At 37.2% G+C, this 25,625-nt stretch carries 21 protein-coding genes, 3 pseudogenes and 2 riboswitches; of the genes and pseudogenes, 6 read left to right on the forward strand and 18 right to left on the reverse strand.

Going from position 1 to position 25,625, the window contains the following annotated elements:
* On the forward strand, nucleotides 1-413 hold a 413-nt coding region (locus ACIQ0C_RS23985; protein ID WP_403064677.1), incomplete at its 5' end, for a transposase.
* Between the two features lie 143 nt (nucleotides 414-556).
* Here ACIQ0C_RS23985 and ACIQ0C_RS23990 read toward each other — a convergent pair.
* The 9 genes and pseudogenes from ACIQ0C_RS23990 to ACIQ0C_RS24030 form a co-directional block, all read right to left on the reverse strand.
* Nucleotides 557-1,426, reverse strand: coding sequence for a hypothetical protein (locus tag ACIQ0C_RS23990; protein ID WP_403064680.1), 870 nt, complete (start codon nucleotides 1,424-1,426; stop codon nucleotides 557-559).
* Nucleotides 1,427-1,605: 179 nt separating this feature from the next.
* Nucleotides 1,606-2,073: a VOC family protein gene (locus tag ACIQ0C_RS23995; protein ID WP_403064683.1), complete on the reverse strand. Its 468-nt coding sequence runs from the start codon at nucleotides 2,071-2,073 to the stop codon at nucleotides 1,606-1,608.
* Between the two features lie 429 nt (nucleotides 2,074-2,502).
* Nucleotides 2,503-3,249: an alpha/beta fold hydrolase gene (locus ACIQ0C_RS24000; RefSeq protein WP_403064686.1), complete on the reverse strand. Its 747-nt coding sequence runs from the start codon at nucleotides 3,247-3,249 to the stop codon at nucleotides 2,503-2,505.
* A gap of 345 nt (nucleotides 3,250-3,594) precedes the next feature.
* Entirely contained in the window at nucleotides 3,595-3,975 is a 381-nt protein-coding gene (locus ACIQ0C_RS24005; protein ID WP_403064689.1) for a hypothetical protein, read from the reverse strand.
* Nucleotides 3,976-4,230: 255 nt separating this feature from the next.
* Entirely contained in the window at nucleotides 4,231-4,425 is a 195-nt protein-coding gene (locus tag ACIQ0C_RS24010) for a hypothetical protein (RefSeq protein ID WP_054399314.1), read from the reverse strand.
* Between the two features lie 69 nt (nucleotides 4,426-4,494).
* A complete protein-coding gene (locus ACIQ0C_RS24015) occupies nucleotides 4,495-4,701 on the reverse strand; it encodes a DUF5316 family protein (protein ID WP_034306256.1) in 207 nt (68 codons plus the stop codon).
* A gap of 457 nt (nucleotides 4,702-5,158) precedes the next feature.
* On the reverse strand, nucleotides 5,159-6,328 hold the full coding sequence (locus ACIQ0C_RS24020; RefSeq protein WP_403064694.1) for a serine hydrolase domain-containing protein: 1,170 nt from the start codon (nucleotides 6,326-6,328) through the stop codon (nucleotides 5,159-5,161).
* 722 nt (nucleotides 6,329-7,050) lie between these two features.
* A pseudogene (locus tag ACIQ0C_RS24025) lies at nucleotides 7,051-8,328 on the reverse strand (IS110 family RNA-guided transposase).
* Nucleotides 8,329-8,523: 195 nt separating this feature from the next.
* Entirely contained in the window at nucleotides 8,524-10,350 is a 1,827-nt protein-coding gene (locus tag ACIQ0C_RS24030) for an APC family permease (protein WP_403064696.1), read from the reverse strand.
* A gap of 153 nt (nucleotides 10,351-10,503) precedes the next feature.
* Nucleotides 10,504-10,647: riboswitch (cyclic di-AMP (ydaO/yuaA leader) on the reverse strand.
* 610 nt (nucleotides 10,648-11,257) lie between these two features.
* On the opposite strand from ACIQ0C_RS24030, the gene ACIQ0C_RS24035 reads away from it, so the two are divergent.
* Nucleotides 11,258-12,550, forward strand: a complete 1,293-nt coding sequence (locus ACIQ0C_RS24035; RefSeq protein WP_483878368.1) for a TrkH family potassium uptake protein — start codon at nucleotides 11,258-11,260, stop codon at nucleotides 12,548-12,550.
* 24 nt (nucleotides 12,551-12,574) lie between these two features.
* Nucleotides 12,575-13,231 (forward strand): potassium channel family protein, encoded by a 657-nt coding sequence (locus ACIQ0C_RS24040; RefSeq protein ID WP_403064702.1) that lies wholly within the window; start codon nucleotides 12,575-12,577, stop codon nucleotides 13,229-13,231.
* A gap of 999 nt (nucleotides 13,232-14,230) precedes the next feature.
* On the opposite strand, the gene ACIQ0C_RS24045 is transcribed toward ACIQ0C_RS24040, so the two are convergent.
* The 6 genes from ACIQ0C_RS24045 to ACIQ0C_RS24070 form a co-directional block, all read right to left on the reverse strand.
* Complete coding sequence (locus tag ACIQ0C_RS24045; protein ID WP_403064705.1) at nucleotides 14,231-16,555, reverse strand: histidine kinase; 2,325 nt, start codon at nucleotides 16,553-16,555, stop codon at nucleotides 14,231-14,233.
* Between the two features lie 64 nt (nucleotides 16,556-16,619).
* Nucleotides 16,620-17,177: a potassium-transporting ATPase subunit KdpC gene (kdpC, locus tag ACIQ0C_RS24050; protein ID WP_403064708.1), complete on the reverse strand. Its 558-nt coding sequence runs from the start codon at nucleotides 17,175-17,177 to the stop codon at nucleotides 16,620-16,622.
* A gap of 24 nt (nucleotides 17,178-17,201) precedes the next feature.
* Complete coding sequence (kdpB, locus tag ACIQ0C_RS24055; RefSeq protein WP_403064711.1) at nucleotides 17,202-19,241, reverse strand: potassium-transporting ATPase subunit KdpB; 2,040 nt, start codon at nucleotides 19,239-19,241, stop codon at nucleotides 17,202-17,204.
* A 22-nt stretch (nucleotides 19,242-19,263) separates the two neighbouring features.
* The gene (gene kdpA / locus ACIQ0C_RS24060) at nucleotides 19,264-20,937 is read right to left on the reverse strand and encodes a potassium-transporting ATPase subunit KdpA (protein WP_403064714.1); all 1,674 of its coding nucleotides are present in this window, start codon (nucleotides 20,935-20,937) and stop codon (nucleotides 19,264-19,266) included.
* A gap of 25 nt (nucleotides 20,938-20,962) precedes the next feature.
* The gene (locus tag ACIQ0C_RS24065) at nucleotides 20,963-21,037 is read right to left on the reverse strand and encodes a potassium-transporting ATPase subunit F (protein ID WP_133348042.1); all 75 of its coding nucleotides are present in this window, start codon (nucleotides 21,035-21,037) and stop codon (nucleotides 20,963-20,965) included.
* 178 nt (nucleotides 21,038-21,215) lie between these two features.
* Complete coding sequence (locus ACIQ0C_RS24070) at nucleotides 21,216-21,758, reverse strand: hypothetical protein (protein ID WP_402836398.1); 543 nt, start codon at nucleotides 21,756-21,758, stop codon at nucleotides 21,216-21,218.
* Between the two features lie 232 nt (nucleotides 21,759-21,990).
* Nucleotides 21,991-22,131, reverse strand: a riboswitch (cyclic di-AMP (ydaO/yuaA leader).
* 280 nt (nucleotides 22,132-22,411) lie between these two features.
* Here ACIQ0C_RS24070 and ACIQ0C_RS24075 point away from each other — a divergent pair.
* A complete protein-coding gene (locus tag ACIQ0C_RS24075) occupies nucleotides 22,412-22,786 on the forward strand; it encodes a Na-translocating system protein MpsC family protein (RefSeq protein WP_403064717.1) in 375 nt (124 codons plus the stop codon).
* Between the two features lie 542 nt (nucleotides 22,787-23,328).
* Here the strand turns inward: ACIQ0C_RS24075 and ACIQ0C_RS24080 are convergent.
* Nucleotides 23,329-23,859 (reverse strand): DNA-methyltransferase, encoded by a 531-nt coding sequence (locus ACIQ0C_RS24080; protein ID WP_403064720.1) that lies wholly within the window; start codon nucleotides 23,857-23,859, stop codon nucleotides 23,329-23,331.
* Nucleotides 23,860-23,869: 10 nt separating this feature from the next.
* Nucleotides 23,870-24,052, reverse strand: coding sequence for a hypothetical protein (locus ACIQ0C_RS24085; RefSeq protein WP_403064723.1), 183 nt, complete (start codon nucleotides 24,050-24,052; stop codon nucleotides 23,870-23,872).
* 253 nt (nucleotides 24,053-24,305) lie between these two features.
* Here ACIQ0C_RS24085 and ACIQ0C_RS24090 point away from each other — a divergent pair.
* A pseudogene (locus tag ACIQ0C_RS24090) lies at nucleotides 24,306-24,443 on the forward strand (spore germination protein); the annotation flags it as partial.
* A 26-nt stretch (nucleotides 24,444-24,469) separates the two neighbouring features.
* Nucleotides 24,470-24,715 (forward strand): annotated as a pseudogene (locus ACIQ0C_RS24095) (GerAB/ArcD/ProY family transporter); the annotation flags it as partial.
* A 59-nt stretch (nucleotides 24,716-24,774) separates the two neighbouring features.
* Here the strand turns inward: ACIQ0C_RS24095 and nikC are convergent.
* Entirely contained in the window at nucleotides 24,775-25,623 is an 849-nt protein-coding gene (gene nikC / locus ACIQ0C_RS24100) for a nickel transporter permease (RefSeq protein ID WP_403064725.1), read from the reverse strand.
* Nucleotides 25,624-25,625 lie beyond the last annotated feature (2 nt).

The raw sequence follows: 25,625 nt of genomic DNA on the forward strand, positions 1-25,625 counted from the left end.
CTGATATTAAGAAACAGTTTCCAAGTGCAGCTCATATGTGTTCTTGGGCAGGACTAGTTCCTGGGCATAACGAAAGTGCGGGAAAAAGAAAATCGGCTAAAACAAAAAAAGGAAACAAGTATTTGAGATCAGCATTAACAGAAGCAGCTCATTCTGTAAGAGGATCTAAAAACTATCTCGGAGCACTGTATAGGCGTACAGCATCACGAAAAGGTAAGAAACGAGCAGGAATAGTAGTCGCTCATGCCATGTTACGTATCTCCTATTATCTCTTAACTCGAAAAGAAATGTATGTAGACTTAGGCGAAGACTACTTTGATAAACAGAGACAACAATCAATTTTTCGGCATTCACTAAGAAGACTTGAAAGTTTAGGATACACAGTTACATTACAAGAACCTGAAGCATCTTAATTCAGTCCACTTACCTACAATAAATCAGTAAATTAGGCGCTCTCCCCTTTTTAAAAAAACAATGAGCTGCGTCTTCTTAAGTATTGCCTTTTCCCCTAAATTCCAGAAGTCTATTTTCATGGTAGTTCATTAAGAATCCCTATTTACATAGAAGGAAGATACACTCTCCATTCTTTCCAAGCTTTAAGATAGCCACTTAAGTCATGCGGGTGAACTCTAATACAAACGCCTATACGTGTGTATAATTGAAAAAGAACTTCATCCAAAAGCCTTTCTGTATTAAAGGGGACATCTTGAGTCAATAATGAGAAAGATGACAATAGTGTCCTTAAATTTAAATTGTCTGGAGAAGAGCAAAATGCATATGTAAAATCATAAATCTTTGGACCGATTAAAGGCGAAGGGTCTATAACTCCATTTAATTTATTGCCCTTATATACAAAATTATGAACACCAGCATCTCCATGTAGGTAATACTTTTCTTCTTGATGTTCGTATGTTTTCAATTTATTAACCAATAACTCCACTTTTTTATGATCCTCGCTTGGTAATAAATCGCCTATATCCTCTTTGGCAAATTCCAAACTACTTAGATTGAAGTCCGCCCATGAATTTCTATGTATTCCATTTACTCTTCCCCAGTTATCTTTGTTTACTTTTTTGTATTTATTTAATAGTTCCTTAATTAAAATCGACATCCATTCTAATTTAGATCCTCGATTAAAATGAGTTTCTCCAAAAATATAAGAGTATACAATAAATTCTTTTTTCTCATCTGTATAAAGTACATTTGGCAACAAATTTACATCTTTATAAGTAAGGAGAAAATCCTCTGTTATAGCTATAAGTTTAGGTTGGTCTATTTTTATTACATATTTCGGTATTTCATTGTTATGTAGAGTATATAAAATTCCATTTGTAGTACCACTTTTTAGTTTTGTTAAGTCTATATCATCATTTTTTATTATGCCTTGGTTTACAAGACTATAAATAATTTCATTTATTTTCTCCATTTATTTTTTCCTCTCGATTAATTTATTAAACTAACCTTCCCTTTTAATTGAATAACAAAAAGCTGCCTTAAAGACAGCTCTAATCTTCAGCTAACGTACTCGTTAGTTCCATAAAGAAAAGGATTACCACAGCAATCCCCTTGTTAAACTCAATAATCCATTACTGTAGCAGAGCAGAATTAGTTGTGAGCAGTATTTCGTCTATACCAATTCTCTAATGACATGTCTCCAAAATATTCCTCAAAGTCCAATCTTAAAGGAGCAATCAATTCAAGAGCATTTCCGTCTGGGTCATCAAAATAAATAGCTGCGTGAGCTTGTGGATTGTTATCAAGAACTAAAGGTTGTTGTTCTTCAGTTAAGTCAAAGGTTGTACGAATTTCGATTCCCTTACTATTCAACCAATCTTTTGCTGATGTCATGTCCTCTATATCTATTTGTAAAGCTACATGTCGTATTGAAGGATGGTAGGGAATTTCTACATGGTTTGTTTCCCAAAGACCAAGCCAACTTTTACCTTTCTCAATCCAGAAGAAAGCTAATTTATCATTTTGATAGGCAATTTCTAAATCTAACTTTTTATAAAATTTTATTGAGTTTTCAAGATTACTTACAGGTAAATGTGCCTCGTAAAGACCCTTTATCATTTCTCGTCCCACCTCGTTATGATATCTATAAATTCCTTATATTTACTGTATCATACCAATATTTGGATTCCTAGATATAAGCCTGAATCAAGCCGCATTTATTATCGTAGTTTTTGAATTAAATCAGAATTTTGTTGAACTATCCTGCCCCGTTAGCGCCATAAGAAAGAGCTGCCTTAAAGACAGCTCTGATCTTCAGCTAACGCACCCTATAGTTTAAGTAGAAACCTTCACAATCTCTTCTAAACTTTAACATATTACAATCCCTAAAATAGGTTGTTCCAGAATCTAGTGCAAAAAGCCGCCTTCTTATTAAAGAAAAGCGCCCTTTAATTGAACTGTTAATATTATATTATCGCCCGTATTATAATTTAGATAAGTTACAAAACTGACGAATGATTTTCCGGAGTCCTTGGCATAGTAAACTTTTCATTCCTTCATAAAACCAGTAATTTGACGATATAGCTTCTCGGGATGGGTGAGATTGACCATATGGTCAGCACCTGGAATTTCTATGATTCGAGCGTTTGAGTGCTTTCGAAAGTAATTGGCAACACGAAGGTTATCGGGTGAATCCTCCTTACCGATTATCAATAATGTTTTGGCCGTCAATTCTCCTAATCTTTCGATGGCCGGTGGTTGCGGCCAAATCAATTTAACAGCCGGCCATTCAAACATTCGGTTCATATGGTGCCGGAGCATTTGAACCATCAAATTCAGGTGAGGACTCACCTTTACAACACGATACGATGGATTACTGAGCAAAAGCTCAACCATCTTACCGATATCGGGGGCAGCTTCATGAATCGCCTTCATATTCTTTTCAAATTCCTTTGAATAGCTAAACCCGGATAATCCAGGCGCAAGCAAAACAAGTTTTGAAACCCTTTCAGGATAATTCAGAGCAAATTCAGTGGCAATTTGGCCACCCATTGAGTGACCAATAAGTGTCGCCTGATTGATTTCTAGATGATCAAGCAGCGACAGCAAATCTTCAACATGGTTGACATCTTCTGAAGGGGTCGGTGATTTCCCGGTCCCACGTCCGTCAAAAGCAACGACCTTGTAGTGTTTCGCTAAAAGAGATGCGACAAATGTCCAGTTCCGTACATCAGCACCACCGGTAAGGAGAACCACAGGATAACCATTACCATTAACTTCGTAATACAAATCCATTGAAATCCCTCCATTCATTACAATTTAATCTTATAATTTAATAATTAAAACTATGTTATCTTTCTTAAATAATCTTGCTTTTTTCTGGCTTAACTTACAATTCAAGAAGCACCTTTTAATTTCCTTACTTATTCTAGGATTTGGCTCGATTGTTGAACACAAGTTAAAAACCTCTCTTCAACTAAACTGCCCCGTTAGTGCCATAAGAAAAAGCTGCCTTAAAGACAGCTCCGACCTACAGCTAACGCACCTGTTAGTTCAACAAGATAAACCATAACCTCCCCCCCCCCCTTAAACAAGGGTGGTTAACATAATTTTCGATTTGTCGCTATTTCAAATTACAGATTATTTCATATAAATTACTACAAGCATCCATAAAGCTAAAACACCAAGGATAGCGAGTGTTATACGCGTAGATAGTATCCGTACTTCAAAGTTGGTTTTCTTAGATGGTTCAGGATATGCAATTACATAAATTCCCTTTAATAGTGCGAGCCATGCAATCAGTGTAATGAATCCTTGCCAGTTAAGTGCCCATACATTATGCAGGATAACAGTACCTAACCCTAGGAAAATTGATAGAAAGCCATACATAATCCCAAATCCTCTGTCCTCGACCACTAGTTTTTTCAGTTCACGTAGTACCAATGGACGTACGAAAAGTATTCCCGATATGATAACCGTCGTCCATCCCCAAAACAGTCCTAAAAAGGTACTTGCTTCCATTGTTGTCTCACTCCTTTCGATTATATTTATATTTCAGGTACTTCCTTTTTAGAATTGAATCGGAAGAGGCGTTTTCATATCCTTTTGATATTAATGATGTATGAATATCATTCATGTGAGGTTTGAGGTTTACATAACCATTCATATCAGAAATAGGAGCAGTTAAAAATTCAATTATTTGTTGAACTAACCTGCCCCGTTAGTGCCATAAGAAAAAGGCTGACTCAGAAACCTCTCTTATTGTAGTGAAAAACTCTAATCCTTTTTACTTTCTATATTATGTAATTGAGCGACTATAAACAAAAGTAATACAACAATCATACCAACCATAGCCGCAATACCAGCGTGATATCCGGAAAAAATTTCATTTCCTTCAAAAAGACTAACTATGCCAATGCCACCTATTCCTCCAATGAGTAACAAGAACAACATCACTGTAAATTTCCACACATCAAATCCCCCAAAAATACACATTTACAATTTTAAGCTAACACGTTTAGTTGAAGAAAAACGTATTGCTTATAGAAAATATATTAATCCAGTAATACCCAAAGAGATTACACCTATGAGGCCTGAGAAGAATGCTATTTTCGTTCTAAAATTCCTATGTCCTTCTGATTCAGAATGAAAATTAGCTCTTTGCTGTTGCCCACCTGTCCAAGCTCCAATAAAAATACCAGAAATAATAATGCCAACTACTCCGATTATAAGAAAAAACTTAAACATGAATAAATCCCCTTTTTTTCATTTTTATTACATAATATACCATGAATTTCATTACATTTCTTGGTGAACTAACCTGCCCCGTTAGTGCCATAAGAAAAAGGCTGCCTCAGCAACCTTCCTTATTAAAGTAAAGCACCCGTTAGTTTAAGTACAATCTTTCACAAATTGATATCTATCCTTGAATTTAATACAACAAAAAGGTTCTAGAACCTTTTTGTTTAATTTACCTTTTAAATTCACCTTCTGAATGAATAATCTAACTTGTAATCCAATCTGCTTCATCGCTCATTAGAAATTTAATAGTTTTTGCAACATTTTAATGCATTAACCGTTATTTGAGAAGGAGTTAACTTTTTCTTGCTTAATAGCTAACTGTTTTTAAAAGTAAGTCGGGTCTTTTGAACCGGAAAGGTATATTTTTAACTATAAAAACTATGACAAAATTTTTCCTTTTTGCCTACTTGCTAAATTCAGCAAGTAAAATATTTTTAAAAGGATTAGGACTGTTATCTCTACCCAAACTGTTCAAACTGATGACCAACGTATGCTTGCCTCCAAGTGTACCTCCAGCAAGAGTAGAAAACCCTAGAATGCCACCTGTGTGTCCCCATATCGAGGCACCGTTTGGAAGCTTAGTTTCAAAGATTCCAAGACCATATCCATCAATTCCTGCTGTTCCTGTAGGAACTGTAGTAAGCATTTGTTTTAGTTGCTGTTCCTTCAGTAATTTGCCACCGAGCAAGGAAGTGAAGAATTTATTTAAGTCGTCAGCAGTAGAAATCATATCTCCAGCCGAGCTGCCTGCACTTGGGTTATAATAAGTAACGTCTTTTATCTCACTTGCTTCGTCTGGTTGGGAATATCCCCGAGCATGCTTGGTACCTGGAATAACGCTTGAATTACCAGGTAGGAATGTATCCGACAATTCAAGCGATTCAATAATCCGATTTTCAATCTCTTCCGCGTAGCTGTTTCCGGTTACTTTTTCAATAAGAATACCCAGTAATACGTATCCTGTGTTTGAATAAGACCAGCCCTTTCCTGGGTCAAAGTCTGGGGGCAGTGAAATCCCCATCTTCACGAGTTCTTCAGCCGTATACGATTTTTTTGTATCCATAAAATCAGCGTCTTTTGACCTTGAGTATTCAGCGATACCACTTGTATGGTTCAATATCTGCCGGATGGTAATCTGTTTATCATTATATCCGTTTCCTTGAATGACACCAGGCAACCATTTTTCGATGGAGTCGTCTAGATTCAAGCGGTTCTCTCCAGCTAATTGAAGTACAACCGTTGCGGTGAACGTCTTCGTCACGCTGCCAATGCGAAAACGAAAATCTGTTTTCATTGGTTTTTTGGTGCTCAGATTCGCTACCCCAGCGGCATAACCCCACGTTTTTCCATCCTCAGAAGTTTTAGCAAGTATTCCCGGGAATCCAAGTTGCAATGTATCCCGCATTGCTTGCTTGACGGAATTATGATCTCGTTGAGTGCTTGTTTGTAACGAACTAGATACATTTTGAGTAGGCTCTTCTTTTGCAATTGAGGGTGGCGATGTGTATAGCAGGGAACTTCCAGTTATTAATAGGGCAAGACTTGCAAATGTAATTTGACTACGTATTTTCATAAGGCATTCCCTCTCCTCTATTAATATAGTATAGGTGGTTGCTTGTTGTTCCATATTAATCACACAGCTATACTTTGCATAAAATGACTATCCTCGTCTTGATACTCATCATTCTCATATTGATTTCCAATGTGCTTTTTTATAAGGAATTGTTCCATTTCTTTTACATACGATTTAAAGTTATAACTAATTTTACCATAAAATCCAATAATTAGATTTAAATATCATTTTTCTATTCTCATGGTTTAGTATTTATTGCATAGTTCGAATACAATATGATTGATGAACTCCCTCAGTTTAATACGATTTTCTCACAAATACTCGCTTATTCGCAGGATTTCATCACCATTGAATTTAAGTTCACGGTTAAATGGAGTGATTTCAGGACATGAAGATTTCGTGAAGGCATAGTGAAATAAAGGAGTTGTAGAACACTCCATATTTTACCATATAATGTACATTCTCCACGCCGCCCCTGGAGGCTTTCCCTCCCATGTCTCAACGGGTCAATTGCCCTATCATTCCTTCGTCATGCCTATCCAAGGGGTGGAGGCCAGTTATGCTATCCTGATGGGTCGGTGCCCTTTTGTTCAAGAAATCTGGTACTCCGTACATATTTGAAATCCTACGAATAAGCCAACATTCGTAAAAAGAAAAAGTCTATGAAAATTAGTTTTTGAAGGTTCCCTTCGAGAACCCTATTAAAAAATCCCCCTTTAAAACTACGCAACCAGTTCAGTTATAGGTTGAACTTTATCTGCACAATAAGACTCGTTTCTGCGTGCTATTCCAACAAATATCCTAGCTAGCTTACCTACCAATTTCATAATCGATTTCATTTTCTTCATTTTTTTCACCTTAACATTATGGGTGTGAATGGCTCGAAATTCCGTGTTATTCATCACAAGGCTCATGGTGGCTAAGTAAAGGAAACGCCTTAGCCTGGATCGCCCTCGCTTAGAAATGACAATTTGCCCTTTCCACTTTCCAGAGCTTGCTTCAGCCAAATGCAACCCAGCGTGCCGAAGTAAAGAATTACCGTGTGAAAAACCACTTAGATCTCCTGCTTCACCTAATATTCCAGCTAAAGAAATTTCACTAATTCCCTTAATGGCAAGAAGCTTCTTGGCAAAAGGTATTTGTTTTAATACATCCTTAACCTCTTGTTCCACTCTTTCGAGTTGTAAGACTGCGAGGTCATACTCCTCTAATAATTGTTCCAAATGAAATTTATACGCTTCAAGTGCTTGTCTTGTGCCGACAGATTTCCTAGCTAATTGAAGAAGTAATTGAGCTTTCTTTAATCCAGGCTGCCTCTTCATTATTGATTTCCATCCTGAAACAACATCGTGAGGTTTCAGGGAACGCAGTTCCATTGGAGATGGAAATAAACGAAGTGTGGCGATAGCCCCTTTACCAGTAATGTCTTTAAATACTTGCCTGAGTTCGGGAAAGACAATATCTACCCAACGGTTTAATTGATTAATAGTGCTAACGAGTCGTTTAACTACCACATCACGGTTAGACATAAGGACCCTAAGTATTTCAAATGATTCTGAAGTGTTCCTGACAAAGGCGTAGTAACCGTTCTTCACCATATCAGCGATAACCAGGGCATCTTTCTTATCACTTTTAGACTGAGTATTATCACGGTTTTCTTTATTCCTTTTTACTAAGTGAGGGGTTTACCGTTACTACCTCAATTCCTTGTTTAAATAGCCATTTTGAAAGATTAATCCAATAATGGCCTGTAGGTTCCATTCCCACGATGGCTGCATCCAGTTTATTTAATCTTTGAAGCTTATCCATCCATTTTAATAAACTAGCAAAACCATCTTCATTATTTTCAAATGCACAAGTGGATCTCCGACTACAATTCCACGGAAATTCACTGCTCTAGCCACATGTAATTGTTGGGCAATATCCACTCCAACAACAAGGTGTTTATCGGAAATTCTTTCTATTAGTTGATTTTGTTTATCTTGCATTTTAAACTTCATATTAGGGTTCCTCCTAAGGTTTTGAGTTAGAGTGGTGTCTTACTCACATCTTACTGAGGAGCCCTATTTTTTTCAAAGCTGAAAAATAACGAACTACAGGAATGCTATTCTGCCCCTTTAGCTCCATAAGAAAAAGAGCTGCATAACAGCTCTGATAATTACCTATAGCATTAAGAAGTACATTAATTCAATTCCTTATTTTTTCAAATGATAAGGTACAGTTGTTACTACCACGTCTCTTCGAAACAGTAAGAAGGCCCGAATAAGAAAACTTGATTGATTGTGAAGAATATTGTGCCAGCCTTTTTTGGGAATAAATTGTGGAATAACAACAGTTACCTGATAATTCCCTTCCCTTGCTTTATTCTCTACAGTATCAACAAATTTTGTAAGTGGGTTGATGATACTTCTGTAATGAGAGTGCAGTGTCACCAGTCTTACATCAGGTTGCCATCTCTTCCATTTTCCTTCAAATTTCTTCTCGTCATCTCTTTCAAATGCAACATACACTGCAATAATTTGTTGTGGAGAAAGCGATTTAGCATAATTTAAGGTATTCTCTACAACATGAGTCATGCCAGCAACAGGCACTATCATAACATTACCGTCAATGGTCGCAGATGGTTCACAAGTTGTAAGCCTAAGTTGGTCTCCAACAGCTTCATAATGCTTTCTAATTCTATGAAAGATAAAGACAATGATAGGTAGAAAAATTAAGATTGACCAAACCTGTGAGAATTTTGTTAAAAAGAATATTAATGTGACGGTTAAGCTAATAACGGCGCCCGTAGTATTAATAATGAATTTTGGTACCCACCCATGCGGCTTCTCTCGTAACCATTTAACCATCATGCCCGATTGAGATAAAGTAAATGGAACAAATACACCAACTGCGTAAAGTGGGATAAGATGCTCCGTTTCTGCATGGAAAGCAAGGATTAAAATGATCGAAGCAATTCCAAGTATGATAATCCCATTAGAATATCCTAATCGGTCTCCTCTCATTAGAAACGCCCTTGGAATAAACTTATCCTTTGCAAGATTTACTGCCAACAATGGAAAAGCAGAATAACCAGTGTTCGCAGCAAGGATTAAAATCAATGCTGTAGTTCCTTGTATAAAGAAGTACATGAAATTCCGGCCGAAAGTTTCTTCGGCAATTTGGGAAACAACGGTTACCTCTCCACTAGGAGAAATACCATAATAATAGGCTAAACATACAATTCCTGAAAACAGTACGGCAAGCAAGGCTCCCATCGCCATTAATGTTTTAGCAGCATTATTAGGTGCTGGGTCTTTAAAGTTAGGAATGGCATTCGATATAGCTTCAACCCCTGTTAAGGCGGAACTTCCTGAAGCAAACGCCCTTAAAAGAATAAACAAACTGATTCCCGCCACAGGTGTACCTATTGGGGTGTGCAATTCAGGCGAAACTCCTCCAGTTAGAATATTATAAATACCTACACCAATTAATATTAACAACGCTAAAACGAATAAGTAAACGGGGTAGGCTAATATTGAAGCAGACTCCGTTACTCCTCTTAAATTCAAAATTGTAATAAAAATGACAAATATAATGGCAATTTCCACATTAAAGTTATGTAAAGTGGGGAAGGCAGATGTTAAAGCATCAGTCCCAGCAGACACACTTACAGCAACAGTTAGTATGTAGTCTACCAATAGGGAACCTCCAGCTATTAAGCCTGGATTTACACCTAAATTGCTCTTTGAAACCACATACGCTCCACCGCCATGAGGATAAGCAAAAATGATTTGTCTATAAGACAATATGAGAGCTGTTAAAAGAATTAATACACCAACTGCGATAGGAATTGAATACCAAAATGCTGCTGCACTTAACGTAATCAATACTATCAAAATTTGTTCAGGACCATATGCCACTGATGATAGAGCATCAGAAGAAAGGATTGCTAATGCTTTCTTTTTGTTTAATCTCTGTTCTCCTAATTCATTGGATTTCAGAGGTCGCCCAATTAACATCCTTTTTATAAGTGAAATCATTATTCCAAACCACCCTAATAGTTTTTATGAGTTAATTTTTATCCGTACATACAGTATTGACTCAAAAGAGCAATAAAATTTTACATGAATACAAAAAAGTGCCTACAGAATAGACCTGTAGGCACATCACTTTTCGTGTGTCACAAGCTCCACCTTCCTTCTCATTTAACGCTTACGAGGTTAGCTGTCGGATTCGGACCTTGAGTAGCCCTACCTTTAAAGGATTCACCCCTTGGGTATAGTAACAACCCACAAAAATGGTTCCCCCGTACCTAATGGTTTCAGCGATTTAGAAATTGAAACTTTGATTATAATACTCCTATGATCAGCAATTGTAAATGGATTTTATGTAAAAAAGATTAAAACTCAGGAAAACATAAATAACTACGTTTCTACGATAAAGCAAGAAGGTACGAGTCAGTAACTCGATGGGTTATGAAGAATATATTGTGCCACCCTTTGGAAGTTACTAGATCAATGATTAAATCGGTACTTTCCAACTCAAGCATCAATGACAAATCACCTAATGTATCCACGCGTAATTATAAATCGCCGCTTTGGGTAGATACCAAATTATTACTGCATACATGGAAAAAGAAAACGTTGATCTACTTTTGTTTCCCAATGAAACCGTAGTTAATGTTCAGAGTTATCTACATAGAAGGGGAATGGAATGAAGCACATGTGAAATACTAACCAAATGTCAAATAGTTTCTAATGTTTGTATTGGGTCAACTTGTAGTAGCAGAGTATCTAACAGAAGGCCCTCCTTTTCCTTTGGCAATATTCACATTTCACCGTACAAATGTACATTTTTTTTCGTACCCTTAATATCTAATTTACAGTTAGGATGATGATTAATTTGAAAAAAAGAATAGAATTTTTAGATCCACCAAAAATTCTTGTAATGGGCTTTGCCGCCTTGATACTTATTGGTTCATATTTGTTAACACTCCCAATCTCCACTGAAGATGGGAATGGTCTTTCTTTTTTAAATGCTTTATTTACTTCTACCTCTGCTACATGTGTAACAGGGCTTGTCGTAGTTGATACGGAAACGACATTTACGAAGTTTGGAGAGTTGGTGATTTTATCACTTATTCAGGTGGGTGGTCTAGGCTTTATGACATTTGCAACATTTTTCTTCTTCTTATTAGGCAAAAGAATCTCATTAAAAAGCAGATTGTTGCTTCAAGAATCCTTAAATAACTTATCTATGGCAGGTGTAGTTAGGTTAGTAAAAAAGATTTTGATTTTCACTGCTGTCATTGAAATCCTAGGTGCCGTTATATTATCTATTCGTTTTTCTTTCGATATGCCAATTGGTAAAGCACTCTATTATGGCGTTTTTCATTCGATATCTAACTTCAATAATGCGGGTTTTGACTTAATGGGAGAGTTTAGGAGTCTGACACCTTATGCAGAAGATCCTATCGTAACCCTTACTGTTGCTGCCCTAATAACATTAGGCGGAATTGGCTTTATCGTTATAAATGAACTATACGAATACCATGATACCCATCGGTTATCCGTTCATACGCAAATTGTATTGATGACTAGCTTAATCCTTACAATAGGAGGGGCCATTTTAATATTCATATTTGAATATGGAAATGACAAAACGTTACAGCCTTTATCTTACGCTGGAAAAGTATTGTCTTCATTGTTTCAATCAGTTACACCGAGAACAGCAGGATCTAATACATTAAACATTCCGGACTTAACACAGCCTACTTTGTTGCTTATCATCTTCTTAATGTTTGTTGGGGCTTCTCCTGGGTCGACTGGTGGCGGGATTAAAACCACTACATTAGCCACCCTAATAGGAACTGTTTGGTCTCAGATTAAAGGGAAAGAAGATGTAGTTTTGTTTCGTCGCCGCATAGTTATTGAAACAATATTTAAAGCATTAACAGTTACTGTAATTGGGTTATCTTTAATATTAACGATTACCATGTTACTGACCATCACAGAAAATGGTAGAGATTTCTTAATGATATTATTTGAGGCTACTTCGGCATTTGCTACCGTTGGTCTTTCAATGGGTTTAACCCCCGAATTATCGCCTATTGGCCGGATGCTCATCATTTTCACGATGTTTGCAGGTAGGTTGGGGCCTTTGACTATTGCTTTTGCCATTGCCATGAGGCGTAAACCAGATCCTTTCCGTCATCCAAAAGGCAAAATCATGATTGGTTAAAAATAAATGAAGGGGTGTAAATGAATGTCTAAACGACAATATGCTGTTATTGGTTTAGGAAGATTCGGAATGAGTGTAGCTCTTAGGTTACATTCAGCAGGCCAAGAGGTCTTGGGAATCGATATAAATGAGGAGAGAGTCGAGGATGCGGAATTGAGCGTTACCCATGCAGTCATGGCGGATACCACTGAAGAAGAGACATTGAAATCCATCGGAATCCGCAATTTTGATTGTGTCATCGTAGCCATAGGAAATGATATGCAATCAAGCATTTTAACTACATTGCTCTTAAAGGAATTAGGGATAAAAAAGGTTATTGCAAAAGCTCTTAATAAAAACCACGGACAAGTGTTAAATAAAGTAGGCGCTGATTGGGTTATCTATCCGGAAAGAGATATGGGTGAACGGGTGGCTAATCAACTCCTATCCCCTAATATGTTGAATTATATAGAACTCTCTAAAGAATACAATATTGAGGAAATCATGATCCCTGTGAGCATGACAGAAAAAAGTCTCAGGGAGCTTGATTTACGTGCAAAATATAATATAAGTGCTATTGCTATCGTTAGTAATGGTGAGATTATTATCTCACCATCTCCCGATCAGGTTATCCACGAAGGAGATATGTTACTGATGATTGGTAATAAAGAGGAACTAGCCATGTTTGCAAATATAGATTAATACTTAGTGCTTCCGATAAGAAAGAGAAAAGTCTTTTTATGGTTTTATCCGAAACAACGGGTCTGCTATCCCGATTGCCTAAACCTTTTTTATATGACTTAGTATAAGAAAAGAAAGAAAAGAAAGCAGATATAGTCTGGTTCCGCGGCGATAGCTCCGTAAACCCATTGGCTTGCAATGGCCCGAGGCCTTCAGTTGCATAGGATATTCCTTTGATCAAAACACGCTTTTAACATAATCAATTGAATGATACTTTTATAAAAAAGTTGATACATCGGGCACGAATATGAAATAACTCTTAGATTAAACGATCGGTGAATTAATCTACTCAAAAATTTAAATAACTTTATTGTCTCTCTACAAATAAAAACCTTGATTATTTACACTAAACAGAATAATCAAGGTTTTTACTTCCAAAAATATCTTAGCCTATAAATTCGTGTTTCTTTATATTTTTTAATATTGTAGATATGGAAATAAAAGTAAGTATATGACCCATTTTTACACGTACCTCGGTTGAACCCCTATATATTTACCTATCATTCTTTCTTAAATTATCCTGAACCGTTAGCTCCATAAGAAAAAGCTGCCTTAAAGACAGCTCCAATCTTCAGCTAATGACCCATCATTTAATTAACAAAACTACCTTACTTCTATTCAAATTGAAACATATTTTCTATTTCTTCGCTTGCTTTTGTCAAATCCATTCCCTTTTTCCAAAACAAAATATTATCTTTTGGGGTTCCATATTATAACGCTTCTATCTCCGCACCATTACGATTTATTTTTTGACTTTTAATATCAAAAAAAAATCATAACCCTTTACCAATACTCGTGACATTAAAAAAAGTAAATGAATTGTTGATTTAATTAGTAAGAAGACAGGCTGGTTATCTCGATCAAATTTATTGTTAATCATTTTCGACATAGTCATCTTTCCTCAAGTAAAGTTATCTTCATATTTAATATCTGGATAGAAATTGTTTCATTCATTTCTCCTCAATCAGCTACCACTAGTACATCTAAATACCTCGTCTCGCGAAGAAGACGTTCAACTATGGAGCCTTCTTTTATTTCTTTCCACCTCGACCTAGCTGAATGTCCTATAATTACTTGTGTTGCTTTTTTGTTTTTTAATTGCCCCGTTATTTCTTTTACAACTAAACGTCGATGTGTGGCATGGTATATTTCAAATTTCCCTCCTAATCGTTCCGTTAGAACCATGACTCTTTTCAATATGACTTCCTCTTCATTAGACAAGTTTTGATGGTCTTTTACATAAGCAACAAACCATTTTGCCTTCAAACGATACGCTATTCGAAATCCCCTTCGTATTAAACGTTCTGAATCTTGACGTAAATTTACACAAACAAAAATGACTTCCTCTTTTCGCCAAGGTCCTCTTACACCATTTTTCCGTTCAAATGATTCCAACCGATCATCTACATCGTCTGCTAACTCACGTAACGCAAGCTCCCTGAGTGCAATTAGGTTTCCAGTTTTAAAGAAATTGCTTAACGACTGCTCTACTTTATCCATTGTATAAATGTTACCTTCTCGCATACGTTGTCTTAGTGTCTTAGGCGAAATATCTATTAATTCCAGCTCGTCTGCTAAATGTAGGATACGGTCCGGTACAGTCTCCCTTACTCGGACTCCAGAAATTTGTTCGACACTGTCATTTAAACTCTCTAAATGTTGAATATTCATAGTGGAAATAACAGAAATTCCTGCACTTAGTATCTCTTCTATATCCTTATACCGTTTAGCATTTTTACTACCCGGAATGTTCGTATGAGCTAACTCATCCACTAGTACTACTTCTGGATTACGCAAAATGATAGTATCAAGGTCCATTTCTTCCAAGGTTACATTTTTATATTGCACTTTTTTTCTAGGAATCATGTCTAAACACCCTAGCTGGTTCCCCGTATCCTTACGCCCGTGTGTTTCTAGTAAGCCAATGACTACGTCGATCCCATTTTTCTTTAATTGATTGGCTTCCCTTAACATAGTATATGTTTTTCCTACTCCAGGAGCAGCACCAATATAAACTTTTAAGGTACCTCTTTTAACTTTTTGTATTTTCTCTTTTAATTCGGTTGAAGATAGCCTGCGATAGGGATTTTCTTTTTTCCTCTGTGTTTGAATAGCAGGTATGATCCGTTCTCCTTCCACTTCAGCTCGGTCTGCAACAACAAATACATCAATATTCTTTGTTATACGTAAAATCCGATTGACGATGGATCCATGAATAATCTCTTCCCAACGAGTTCTTTTAGACTGACCAAGTATAATTCGAGTTACATTATGCACTAAAGCATAGGCAACAATTTCTTCAGCAATGTTTTCCTTACTGATAGATATTTCTTCAAACGTCCCATCTAATTTTTTTATTAATTTCCCCATTGATCGTTTAAATGTGGCTTCTACTTTGGAAAGTGATTTTTGATTAGGGATAAAACAAGTAACTAATAAATCACTGCCTAATCGCTTGGCAATTTGATCTCCCCTTCGGATTAAAATGGAACCATTCCAATGATATTGAACACATACTAAGATTCGCTCTGAAGCACCAGAGGGACCAGATAACCCTTTACTCTCCCGATATTCGTATAAATCATCCTCTACCTCCCCTGCTAGGAAGCGAAGGGACAATTCCCTAAGTACAGCTAAGTTATGTCTTTTAAAAAGGTGAGCATGTCCTTTTACTTGCTCATGTTTTTCATCTAAATCTCCTTCTTGTAGACGTTTTAGGATAGCTTCGGGGGTTACGTCCAATAATTTCACTTCATCAGCGTGAGAAAGCGTATCCTCTGGCACAGTATTTCTTACATGAATTGGGAGTCCCGTGAGTTGTTCTGCTACTTCTTTAACACCGGCAAGTTCATAAATGTTTATGGTTGTAATGACACTGATTTTATTGTCAATTAACTCCTGTACATCTTCTAGTCTTGTAGCGTTTTTGGCAGAAGGTCTGTTTTTATGAGCGAGCAGGTCAATCAACACAACTTCAGGGTTTCTTGCGAATATTCCATCCAAGTCTAAATCATGCTTAGTCTCTCCTTTAACTTCCCATTCGATAGCTGGAATGATTTCAAGACCTCCCACTTGTTCCAAGGTTTTCGGACGATTAGATGCGCTAATAATACCTACAACGACATCAATACCTCGCTTTTTCAAATCGTTTCCTTCAAGAAGCATGTGATAGGTTTTGCCTGAACCACTGACTGCGCCAAGAATAATTTTCAGCCGGCCCTTTTTTATTTTTGATATGGAATTCAATATCTCATCTGGGGTTTTTCTTCGGAATTGTTCTAACATAATACTGACCTCCTAAACCCAGTTCAAGGTTAAAAGGAGAGTGAAAAACTCTCCTTTTCAAAAGTTATTTTAGTTGGTCCAATGCTATGTTTAATTTTAATACATTCACTCGGGGGTCTCCAAACACTCCTAATGACCGTCCTTCAGTAAATTTATCAACAAGATTATATATACTTTTTTCAGATACACCTCTCTCTTTAGCAATGCGTGATACCTGAATTTTCGCCCCTTGGGGTGAAATATTTGGATCAAGGCCCGAACCGGAGTTTGTCAGTAAATCAGTAGGTATCTCCTCTTGTTTGACTGTAGGGTTCTCTTTTAAAAATGTTGCCAAATCTTTTTTTGTGCGCTTGATCATGTCCTCATTGGATGAGGCATAATTGGGTGTACCTGAGCTTGTCGCATCATATTCTATAGAAGAAACACGACCATGAAAGTAACCAGGGTCTTTAAATGATTGACCAATTAGTTCAGAACCTATGATTTTTCCTGATTCGTTTTTTATTAAACTTCCATCTGCTTTTGCAGGCATTATAACTTGGGCAACACCTGTCATTAGTAATGGATAGGCAATTCCACACATAACAAGTAGCACCAGAACTAAGCGTATATTTTTCAACATGGATTCTCACCCTTACTTTTGATTTTAAGCTAAATGAAACATGACTAGGATTACATCGATAAGTTTGATTCCTATGAAAGGAACTATCACACCACCTAATCCGTAAATGAACAAATTCTTTGTTAGTAATTTCGAAGCACTCATAGGAACGTATTTTACACCCTTCATTGCCAATGGTATGAGAAGGGGGATAATAACAGCATTAAAAATTAAAGCTGATAAAATAGCACTTTGTGGTGTAGCCAGATTCATAATATTTAGAGCCTTCATCTGCGGAATGGCCAACATAAACATAGCTGGAATGATCGCAAAGTATTTAGCCACATCATTCGCAATACTGAAGGTTGTCAAGGCACCCCGTGTCATGAGTAACTGTTTCCCGATGGCCACTACCTCGATAATTTTTGTAGGGTCAGAATCCAAATCCACCATATTCGCCGCTTCCTTCGCTGCAATGGTTCCTGTATTCATGGCCAAACCAACATCAGCCTGGGCCAATGCAGGGGCATCATTCGTTCCATCTCCCGTCATGGCCACAAGCTTGCCTTGTGCTTGTTCCTGTTTAATGACGGAAATCTTATCTTCTGGCTTTGCTTCAGCAATATAATCATCTAATCCCGCTTCTTTTGCAATGGTCGCAGCTGTCAATGGATTATCACCGGTACACATAATGGTTTTAATCCCCATTTTCCGTAATTCATCAAAGCGTTCCCTCATGCCTGGTTTTACTGTATCCTTCAAGTAAATGACACCCAGCACACGGTTTCCTTCTGCAACAACTAGTGGCGTACCACCCGCAGTTGCGACTTCATTAGTAATGCTCTCTAAATCCCCAGGTACTTTTCCAGCTTGTTGCTGTAAATATTGTCTTATTGAATCAGCAGCACCTTTTCTGATTTTTCTACCATCAGAAAAGTCTGTACCACTCATCCGGGTTTCAGCCGTGAACTCAATTCCTACTGTCCCGGTTTTATCTAATTCTTTATCAGATAAACCGGCTTTTTTAGCAAGTTCGATGACAGATCGGCCTTCAGGCGTTTCATCGTGTAATGATGAATGAACAGCCACTTTATTTAACTCAGCTTGGCTTATCCCCTTAACCGGTAAAAAAGCTGAAGCCATGCGGTTCCCATGGGTGATGGTTCCTGTTTTATCAAGGATGATGGTATTAATGTCACCAGCTGCTTCGACAGCTTTTCCCGACATGGCAATGACGTTAAATTGAGTAACCCTATCCATACCCGCTATCCCAATGGCAGACAATAGGCCCCCAATAGTTGTTGGAATCAAACAGACCAATAATGCCACTAAGGTCGCGATGGGTAATGTGACTTTAATATAAGAAGCAATTGGTACTAGTGTAGTGCAAACAAGCAAAAAGATAAGGGTCAAACTAATAAGCAGGGTACTCAGTGCAATTTCGTTAGGTGTTTTTTGTCTTTTAGCACCTTCTACGAGGTTAATCATTCGATCAAGAAAGGATTCACCTGGATCTGATGTGACGATAATTTTGATAAAGTCACTGATGACTTTCGTTCCTCCAGTTACAGAACAGAAGTCCCCACCTGATTCTTTGATTACTGGAGCTGATTCGCCAGTGATTGCCGACTCATCTACAGCCGCTACTCCTTCGATTACATCACCATCTGTTGGGATTAAATCATTGGTTTCCACCAAGACAAAATCACCTTTTCGAAGTTCCGTGGCTTCGACTATCTTTATCGAACCGTCTTTTTGGAATAACTTTGCCTTAGTATCCTGTTTCGTCTTTTTCAGACTATCGGCTTGCGCTTTACCCCGCCCCTCTGCTAATGCTTCTGCAAAGTTAGCAAAGAGTATTGTAACCAGCAATATTACGCTCACGGCAATGTTATAACCTCTATCCGATGTTCCTCCAAAAAAGTTTGGGAATATGGATAGTAAAAGAGTGATTACAAATCCTATTTCCACGACAAACATGACAGGATTTCGAGCCATTATTCTTGGATCTAACTTTTTAAAGGCATCTTTTAGGGCTTGCCCGATTATTTTCTTATTAAGAGTCCCTTTACGCGTTGTACTCATTGAGAATACTCCTTTTCTTCATTTATCTAATTGCGAGCCATTCTGCTACTGGTCCGAGTGCAATGACTGGGAAGAATGTCAAAGCCCCTATAACTATTACCGTTGCCAAGAGAATGACCAGGAAAGTGCTATTATCTGTCTTAAACGTTCCAATCGTCTCGGGAACTCGTTTCTTTGTAAGTAAAGAACCTGCGACAGCGATTAGTGCAATCATAGAAAAGTAACGGCCAAATAGCATGACCAAGCCGGTGGATATATTCCAAAATGGAGTGTTATCCCCTAAACCTTCAAATCCGGAACCATTATTAGCTGCCGAAGAGGTAAACTCATAAACAACCTGCGAAATTCCATGAAAGCCCGGATTAGAAATAGCCGAAGTGCCCATTTGTGTAGCTAAAGCAATGGCTGACGGAACTAAGATGATTAATGGATGTAGAAGAATGGTAATGGCTATTAGTTTCATTTCCCTGCCTTCAATTTTCTTCCCTAAAAACTCCGGCGTTCGCCCAACCATCAATCCAGCAATGAATACTGCCATTATTGCGTACATAAGGATATTGACCGTCCCTACTCCATCACCGCCAAACACACAGTTCAACATCATTTCTGCCAATGGCACTAATCCGCCAAGTGGAGTAAGCGTATCATGCATATTATTGACTGTACCTGTAGTAGCTGCTGTCGTAACGGCTGTAAAAAGGGCACTCTGTGCAATTCCAAACCGCACCTCCTTGCCTTCCATACTTCCATTCTCTTGAGAAATCCCTATACTCTCTAATGATGGATTTCCATTTTGTTCGCTGAAATACGTAACACCTAAGAATACAAGGAACATTAATCCCATTGCCGAAAAAAGAATCCAACCTATTTTCTTATTTTTTGCCATATATCCAAACGTTAAGGGTAGAGAGGCTGGTATCAAAAACATGGATAAAATCTCTAATATATTTGTGAAACCATTAGGATTCTCAAAGGGATGTGCCGAGTTGACACCAAAGAATCCACCGCCATTTGTCCCTAAATGTTTAATAGACTCCAATGCAGCTACTGGCCCGCGCGCGATATTCTGCTTCGCACCTTCCAAAGTAGTTGCAATCGCCGTGGGATCAAGGGTTTGCGGCACTCCTTGAGATACGAGGACAAGACCGATTAAAATAGATAACGGCAGAAGCACCCGGATGATGGAACGAATTAAATCCACATAAAAATTCCCCATACTGCTCTGGCCGGTCAGACCTCTGAAAAAAGCCATACATAACGAAAGACCGGTAGCCGGTGTCGTGAACATCAAAAACATAATGACGACCATTTGTGATAAATAAGAAAGTCCCGATTCCCCGCTGTAGTGCTGCAAATTGGTATTGGTAAGGAAGCTTACAGCAGTATTGAATGCCAATAATGGATCCATGTTGTCTATCTTACTTGGGTTACCCGGTAAGATCCCCTGAAAGCGTATTATAATATACGAAATAATAAACATGACTAAGTTACTCAAAAGCAGTGCTTTTGCATATTGCTTCCAATTCATGTCACCGGTATGAATACCTGATAGTTTATAAATGCCCCGTTCTATCCCACCAAATATCCGATCTTGTTTTGTTGTTTCAAGGGAATAAACATTTGCTAAGTATTTGGCCAGTGGTATGGCCAGGAAAATGACCAGTGCCAATACCAGACCCATTTGTAAAAAATCCATTTGCATTTCCTCCGTTTTGTAGCTATTAATATTTTTCCGGGTAAATTAGAGCATGAATTAAATACAACGAAAGTGCTCCAACAATAAATAATAAAAGCATGTTTCTACTCTCCCTTTTCTTCTATAACTTTGTTACAAAAATGGATAAATCCAAAAAATAACAAGAATGAAAAAGCTGTAAGTGAAACTGATAAAAGATCCATTAACGTCTCTCCTTCCAAACTGTAAATATGTTAAACAATTACAATGACTCACCCCCTTAGAGTTTCTTAAAGAAACTAGGTTCCACTTGCTAGCAGCCAGTTATAGCTGTAACATTCTGGTTTACTGAAGATGACAAAATCGGCTCCCATTTTTTTATATAGACTAGAATATTGTTGGTCATGAGTGACAACAAACAACCTATAAGATTTGAACTCTGAAAATAGTCTCACAAGATTAATTCCATCAAACAGAGAATTAGGGAATAGATAAACACAGTTACCTTGCTCTGATTTATGAACCATTATTCCATCACATATCTTCAGGTTTCTTGTAGGCCTAAACCATTCTTCATCATAGTCAACAGTTTCTACATTACTTGTATCCGTGTGGGTGGCCCCTATACTTTCCTTTACAGAAATAAATAATTTTCCTTTTCCAACAAGCAGTACTTTTCCCATACGATTCACCCCATTTGTACTTTCTCTTATTAATTTCAATCTGCATTCTTTCTGGGGAAGAAAAGCCTGCCAGTTGAAAACATAAAAAATAGACCAATGCTTACTCTTTCCCCATGTATGCAGCCATGCAGTAGCTATCCATACTCCAGCGTTAATCAATACGATTCACACATCGGTTATTGGATGCATTGCAAAGCAAACATATAAAATTGGAGAAAAAGTACTCATTGGTCTACTTAACGCCTAGCCAGCATGCGCTTCCTTTGCGTTCTGTCTTCCATGATCCTTTTTCATATGAAAATAGGCAAATTAAAAAGACCTACTTTATCATTCAAGTTGCCTTTTGCCGTTTTTACACAACAAAAAAGCCCCATGATTAAGGCGGTCTTATGACCTCCTTCGCTTTAGCCGACGAAGTTAGCTGACGGGTAGGATGGCGAAAGAGTCTCTCATCCCTTCTGCAAATGCAGAATTAACCCCAAAAAATTGGTTCCTCCGTTCCTGATTACTCAGGACTAAGCCGATTTACAATTGTTGGTGTTGAATATGATGTTATTTTATGCTCGTTAACTACTCCTTGTAAATTGTCATTTTGGGTTGAATAAGATCATTTTTCATACTTATCTTAATATATGCTCCTTATTCCTAATGTTTCCTTATGATATCACTTATTTTTCCGGTTAAAAAACTATTTTTCTTTATAAATCTTACTAATTCAAGTTATGAATTATTTTTTCGAAAGTGATTGACAAGAACTCAAATCGGACATTATGATAAGTTGCATAAATTTGGAGAAAAGCAGGGGAGACAATATGGTAAATTCCAAAAAGAAACTAGAGGCTGAAATAAGTGGAGCCTTTATAACTTTTCAGCGAGAACTAATGGGCCGGGGCCCTCAAGAGGCGAAAACATACATTGTACAGGATATGATCATTACCCGTTTTAAGGGAGTGCTGACTGTGGAAGAAAAACACCTTGTTTCCCAAGATACCGGGCGGAAGCTTGTCAAAGAAATGAGGCAAGTGTTAAGGGAAATGTACAGTAAAGATTTTGAGGAGATTGTGAAACGGCTGACAAAATGCAACGTTCTTTCCAGTCATAGTGATATCAGCACGAAAATGGAGGAAAGACTAGAAGTGTTTATTGTAGATAGAGACCTCGAGAAATTCTTAGAATCCAAGAAATAATATTGATTCTTTCTCTTCCCTCTTTCTGTTCCTTTATCGAACTTAATGTAAATGGACTGCCCTTAACAGAAACTTTTAAAAATGAAATTGGCCACCCAGGAAGTGGTGCTGCTAAAGGGGAAAAAGAAATTATTAAACAGAAAGAGAAGCGGAAAAAGCAGATAAAAAGGCTTCATTGCTCGACATTTTGGAAAGTGAACAATGAAGCAATGCTCTTTTTCTGTTAATTGAGATTCCGAGATGCCCCTGTTCTTCGCAATGTCTGACAATGCAAATCTCCTTTAGCATACAGATCCTCCCACATAAGTAGTCAATACTAGTTTCTATATTTGTCTGTAATTTTCCTTCTGCAACTAACCTGACCCTTTAGTTCCATAAGAAAAAGGCCGCCGCAGCACCCCCTCTTATTAAAGTAAAGCACCCATTAGTTTAAGTATAAACCTTCACACTCTCAATAAGGTAACCCGTATTGGACATTTAAGCTAAACATGCAAGAACGTTGAAAGAGAAACTTCCTAAGACGAGAAAATAGGAATTGACAATCACCTTGTGAAAGCTTTATGTAGAGCCCTAGAAGCTTTGGTTAAGTAGTTATTATCTAATTCGAAACCAATAAAGCTCCGATTTAGATTTATAGCAGCTTGTCCTGTTGACCCTGAACCCATAAAACAATCTAATACTGTTTCACCTTTATTAGAATGAGTTGCAATTATTTTTTCGAGAACATCAACTTTCTTTTGACAAGGGTGAAATCTCACTTTTCCACTAACTATAGGTGCTTCATAAGAAGCCCTATCATAATAAGAATTAAACGTTCTTTTTGTGCCTTTAGTATAGGAAATAAAATATTCCCATGAGTTTGAAAAATAATTGGCTTTCGCATTAATGAGGAAAGGATTCGTTTTTTCCCAAATTCCTATTCTTTTTTGTTTCAACTTCAGCTTATCTGCAACTTTTGATATATCAGTTATTTTAAAAATATCGTAAAAAATAACCATTGTTCCACCTGGAACTAGTACTCTTTTAAATTCTTGTAATAGGGAAAACCAATTTAAACTATTCTCTTCTCCCATTCACCAAATTCTATTGAAATTGAGCCATATTTTTTTGGTCACCACCGCCACTTTTAAAATTCGTCTTTCTAGAAATAAAATATGGCGGATCCGTACATATTAAATGAATAGAATTACTTTCAATTTTTTTTATTTCATTAAAGACATCGCCATTTATTAATTTTAATTCTCCTGCTGATTTACTTACAGTCATTTTATTTATCCCCAAACTAGATTTAATTCTCTTAGTTGCCTAAGGTGTTTGAATTAAATTCTTTTGGTCTTAAAAAAAACAAGAGTATAAGTAAGTTTTTCATAAATTATTTCTCTCAGGAATTTTCTAAAACAAATAAATAGCATTAAACTTTTCTCATTCTGATTTAAAACAAATATAGCACATTGAAAAAAACAGTCTTTTTTTACCGGGCAATTTTTCGCGGTAAAAAAAGGAGCTGTCGTAATGACAATTTGGTGTGCCTTTCTTGAGTCCAGCTGTTCCTTATCGCTTAAGTGAGTGGAAAGACCTGATGGTTCGCATGCCACTTATGGTGATGAAACGCCGTCCAAAGATGATGCATACAAAAAACCCCATACGTAAAGGATAACCTATCGGTGAAAAGGTGGTTAAAGAATGATTCTCAGTCCGAAAGACAAAATTACAACTACTCAAGCAGCTGTCATTGTCATCAACTTTATACTCGGTACAGGATTACTCACCCTACCCAGAGTATCTGTGGAAAAGGTACACACACCAGATGTATGGATAAGCGTTATTATAGGCGGATTTATCGCGATTATCGCGGGAGTGATTATGGTCAAATTAAGCCAGCAGTTTCCCGAAAAAACCTTTTTTCAATACATCAATGATATTGTTGGACCTCCATGCGGTGTTGATATGACTACATTTAAATTTTTTACAGTTAGAAGGGAGTGTTGTCATCTCCCAACCTCCCTTCTATTCCTTTTTTTGTCTAGGGCATCCCTTAAAGATTCGCCAAACAAGTTAAAAGCAATCACAACGATAAAGACCATCATCCCCGGATACAGCATCAATGAAGGATTATTTCTAAAAAATGGCTTACTATCATTGATCATCATTCCCCACTCTGCCTCTGGCGGTTTTATGCCAAGACCTAGAAAGGATAGACCAGAAATAGATAAAATAACTCCCCCTATGTCCATAAAGGCTAATACTATAACTTGAGAGATAATGGCAGGTAAAATATGTTTGACGACAATAATGAGCCGTGGTGTTCCACATATTTTGGCTGCTAAGACAAAGTTTTGCTCCTTTATACTAAGAACCATTCCTCTAATAACGCGCGCATAAAAAGCCCATTGGACAAGCACCGTAGCCAAAATCAAATTGCCAAGACTCGCTCCTAAAATTCCAATTAAAGCTAAAGATAGAAGAAAGCTTGGGAATGCCATAAGAATATCACATAATCTCATGAAGAAATAATCAACCTTACCACCTCTAAAACCTGCATAAATACCAAGTGGGATACTTATCATCATCGTTAATCCCATGACAAGGAATGCTGTTCCTAACGAGGTCTGTGTTCCATAGATTAATCGAGACAATATACACCTCCCTAAATGGTCAGTCCCCAATGGAAACTGGGAGGAAGGTCCTTGCAGTTTCTGAGCGATATCAATCAAGTACGGATCATTAGGAGCCAAAAAAGGAGCAAAAAGAGCCAATACTATCATGAATAAAATAATCATACTGCTAATCATCATGAGCTTATGTGATAACAGCTTTCGTTTCACGTTTTGTAACACTC

The organism is Peribacillus sp. NPDC096448 (assembly GCF_044762675.1).
In the GTDB taxonomy this organism is placed as follows: Bacteria; Bacillota; Bacilli; order Bacillales; family DSM-1321; genus Peribacillus; species Peribacillus frigoritolerans_B.

What these genes read in the sequence shown, in the direction of transcription:
- ACIQ0C_RS23990 (WP_403064680.1), bottom strand. Translation starts at nt 1,426, where the DNA reads ATGGAGAAAATAAATGAAATTATTTATAGTCTTGTAAACCAAGGCATA.
- ACIQ0C_RS23995 (WP_403064683.1), bottom strand. Translation starts at nt 2,073, where the DNA reads ATGATAAAGGGTCTTTACGAGGCACATTTACCTGTAAGTAATCTTGAA.
- ACIQ0C_RS24000 (WP_403064686.1), bottom strand. Translation starts at nt 3,249, where the DNA reads ATGGATTTGTATTACGAAGTTAATGGTAATGGTTATCCTGTGGTTCTC.
- ACIQ0C_RS24005 (WP_403064689.1), bottom strand. Translation starts at nt 3,975, where the DNA reads ATGGAAGCAAGTACCTTTTTAGGACTGTTTTGGGGATGGACGACGGTT.
- ACIQ0C_RS24015 (WP_034306256.1), bottom strand. Translation starts at nt 4,701, where the DNA reads ATGTTTAAGTTTTTTCTTATAATCGGAGTAGTTGGCATTATTATTTCT.
- ACIQ0C_RS24020 (WP_403064694.1), bottom strand. Translation starts at nt 6,328, where the DNA reads ATGAAAATACGTAGTCAAATTACATTTGCAAGTCTTGCCCTATTAATA.
- ACIQ0C_RS24030 (WP_403064696.1), bottom strand. Translation starts at nt 10,350, where the DNA reads ATGATTTCACTTATAAAAAGGATGTTAATTGGGCGACCTCTGAAATCC.
- ACIQ0C_RS24035 (WP_483878368.1), top strand. Translation starts at nt 11,258, where the DNA reads ATGGGCTTTGCCGCCTTGATACTTATTGGTTCATATTTGTTAACACTC.
- ACIQ0C_RS24040 (WP_403064702.1), top strand. Translation starts at nt 12,575, where the DNA reads ATGTCTAAACGACAATATGCTGTTATTGGTTTAGGAAGATTCGGAATG.
- ACIQ0C_RS24045 (WP_403064705.1), bottom strand. Translation starts at nt 16,555, where the DNA reads ATGTTAGAACAATTCCGAAGAAAAACCCCAGATGAGATATTGAATTCC.
- kdpC (WP_403064708.1), bottom strand. Translation starts at nt 17,177, where the DNA reads ATGTTGAAAAATATACGCTTAGTTCTGGTGCTACTTGTTATGTGTGGA.
- kdpB (WP_403064711.1), bottom strand. Translation starts at nt 19,241, where the DNA reads ATGAGTACAACGCGTAAAGGGACTCTTAATAAGAAAATAATCGGGCAA.
- kdpA (WP_403064714.1), bottom strand. Translation starts at nt 20,937, where the DNA reads ATGGATTTTTTACAAATGGGTCTGGTATTGGCACTGGTCATTTTCCTG.
- ACIQ0C_RS24075 (WP_403064717.1), top strand. Translation starts at nt 22,412, where the DNA reads ATGGTAAATTCCAAAAAGAAACTAGAGGCTGAAATAAGTGGAGCCTTT.
- ACIQ0C_RS24080 (WP_403064720.1), bottom strand. Translation starts at nt 23,859, where the DNA reads ATGGGAGAAGAGAATAGTTTAAATTGGTTTTCCCTATTACAAGAATTT.
- ACIQ0C_RS24085 (WP_403064723.1), bottom strand. Translation starts at nt 24,052, where the DNA reads ATGACTGTAAGTAAATCAGCAGGAGAATTAAAATTAATAAATGGCGAT.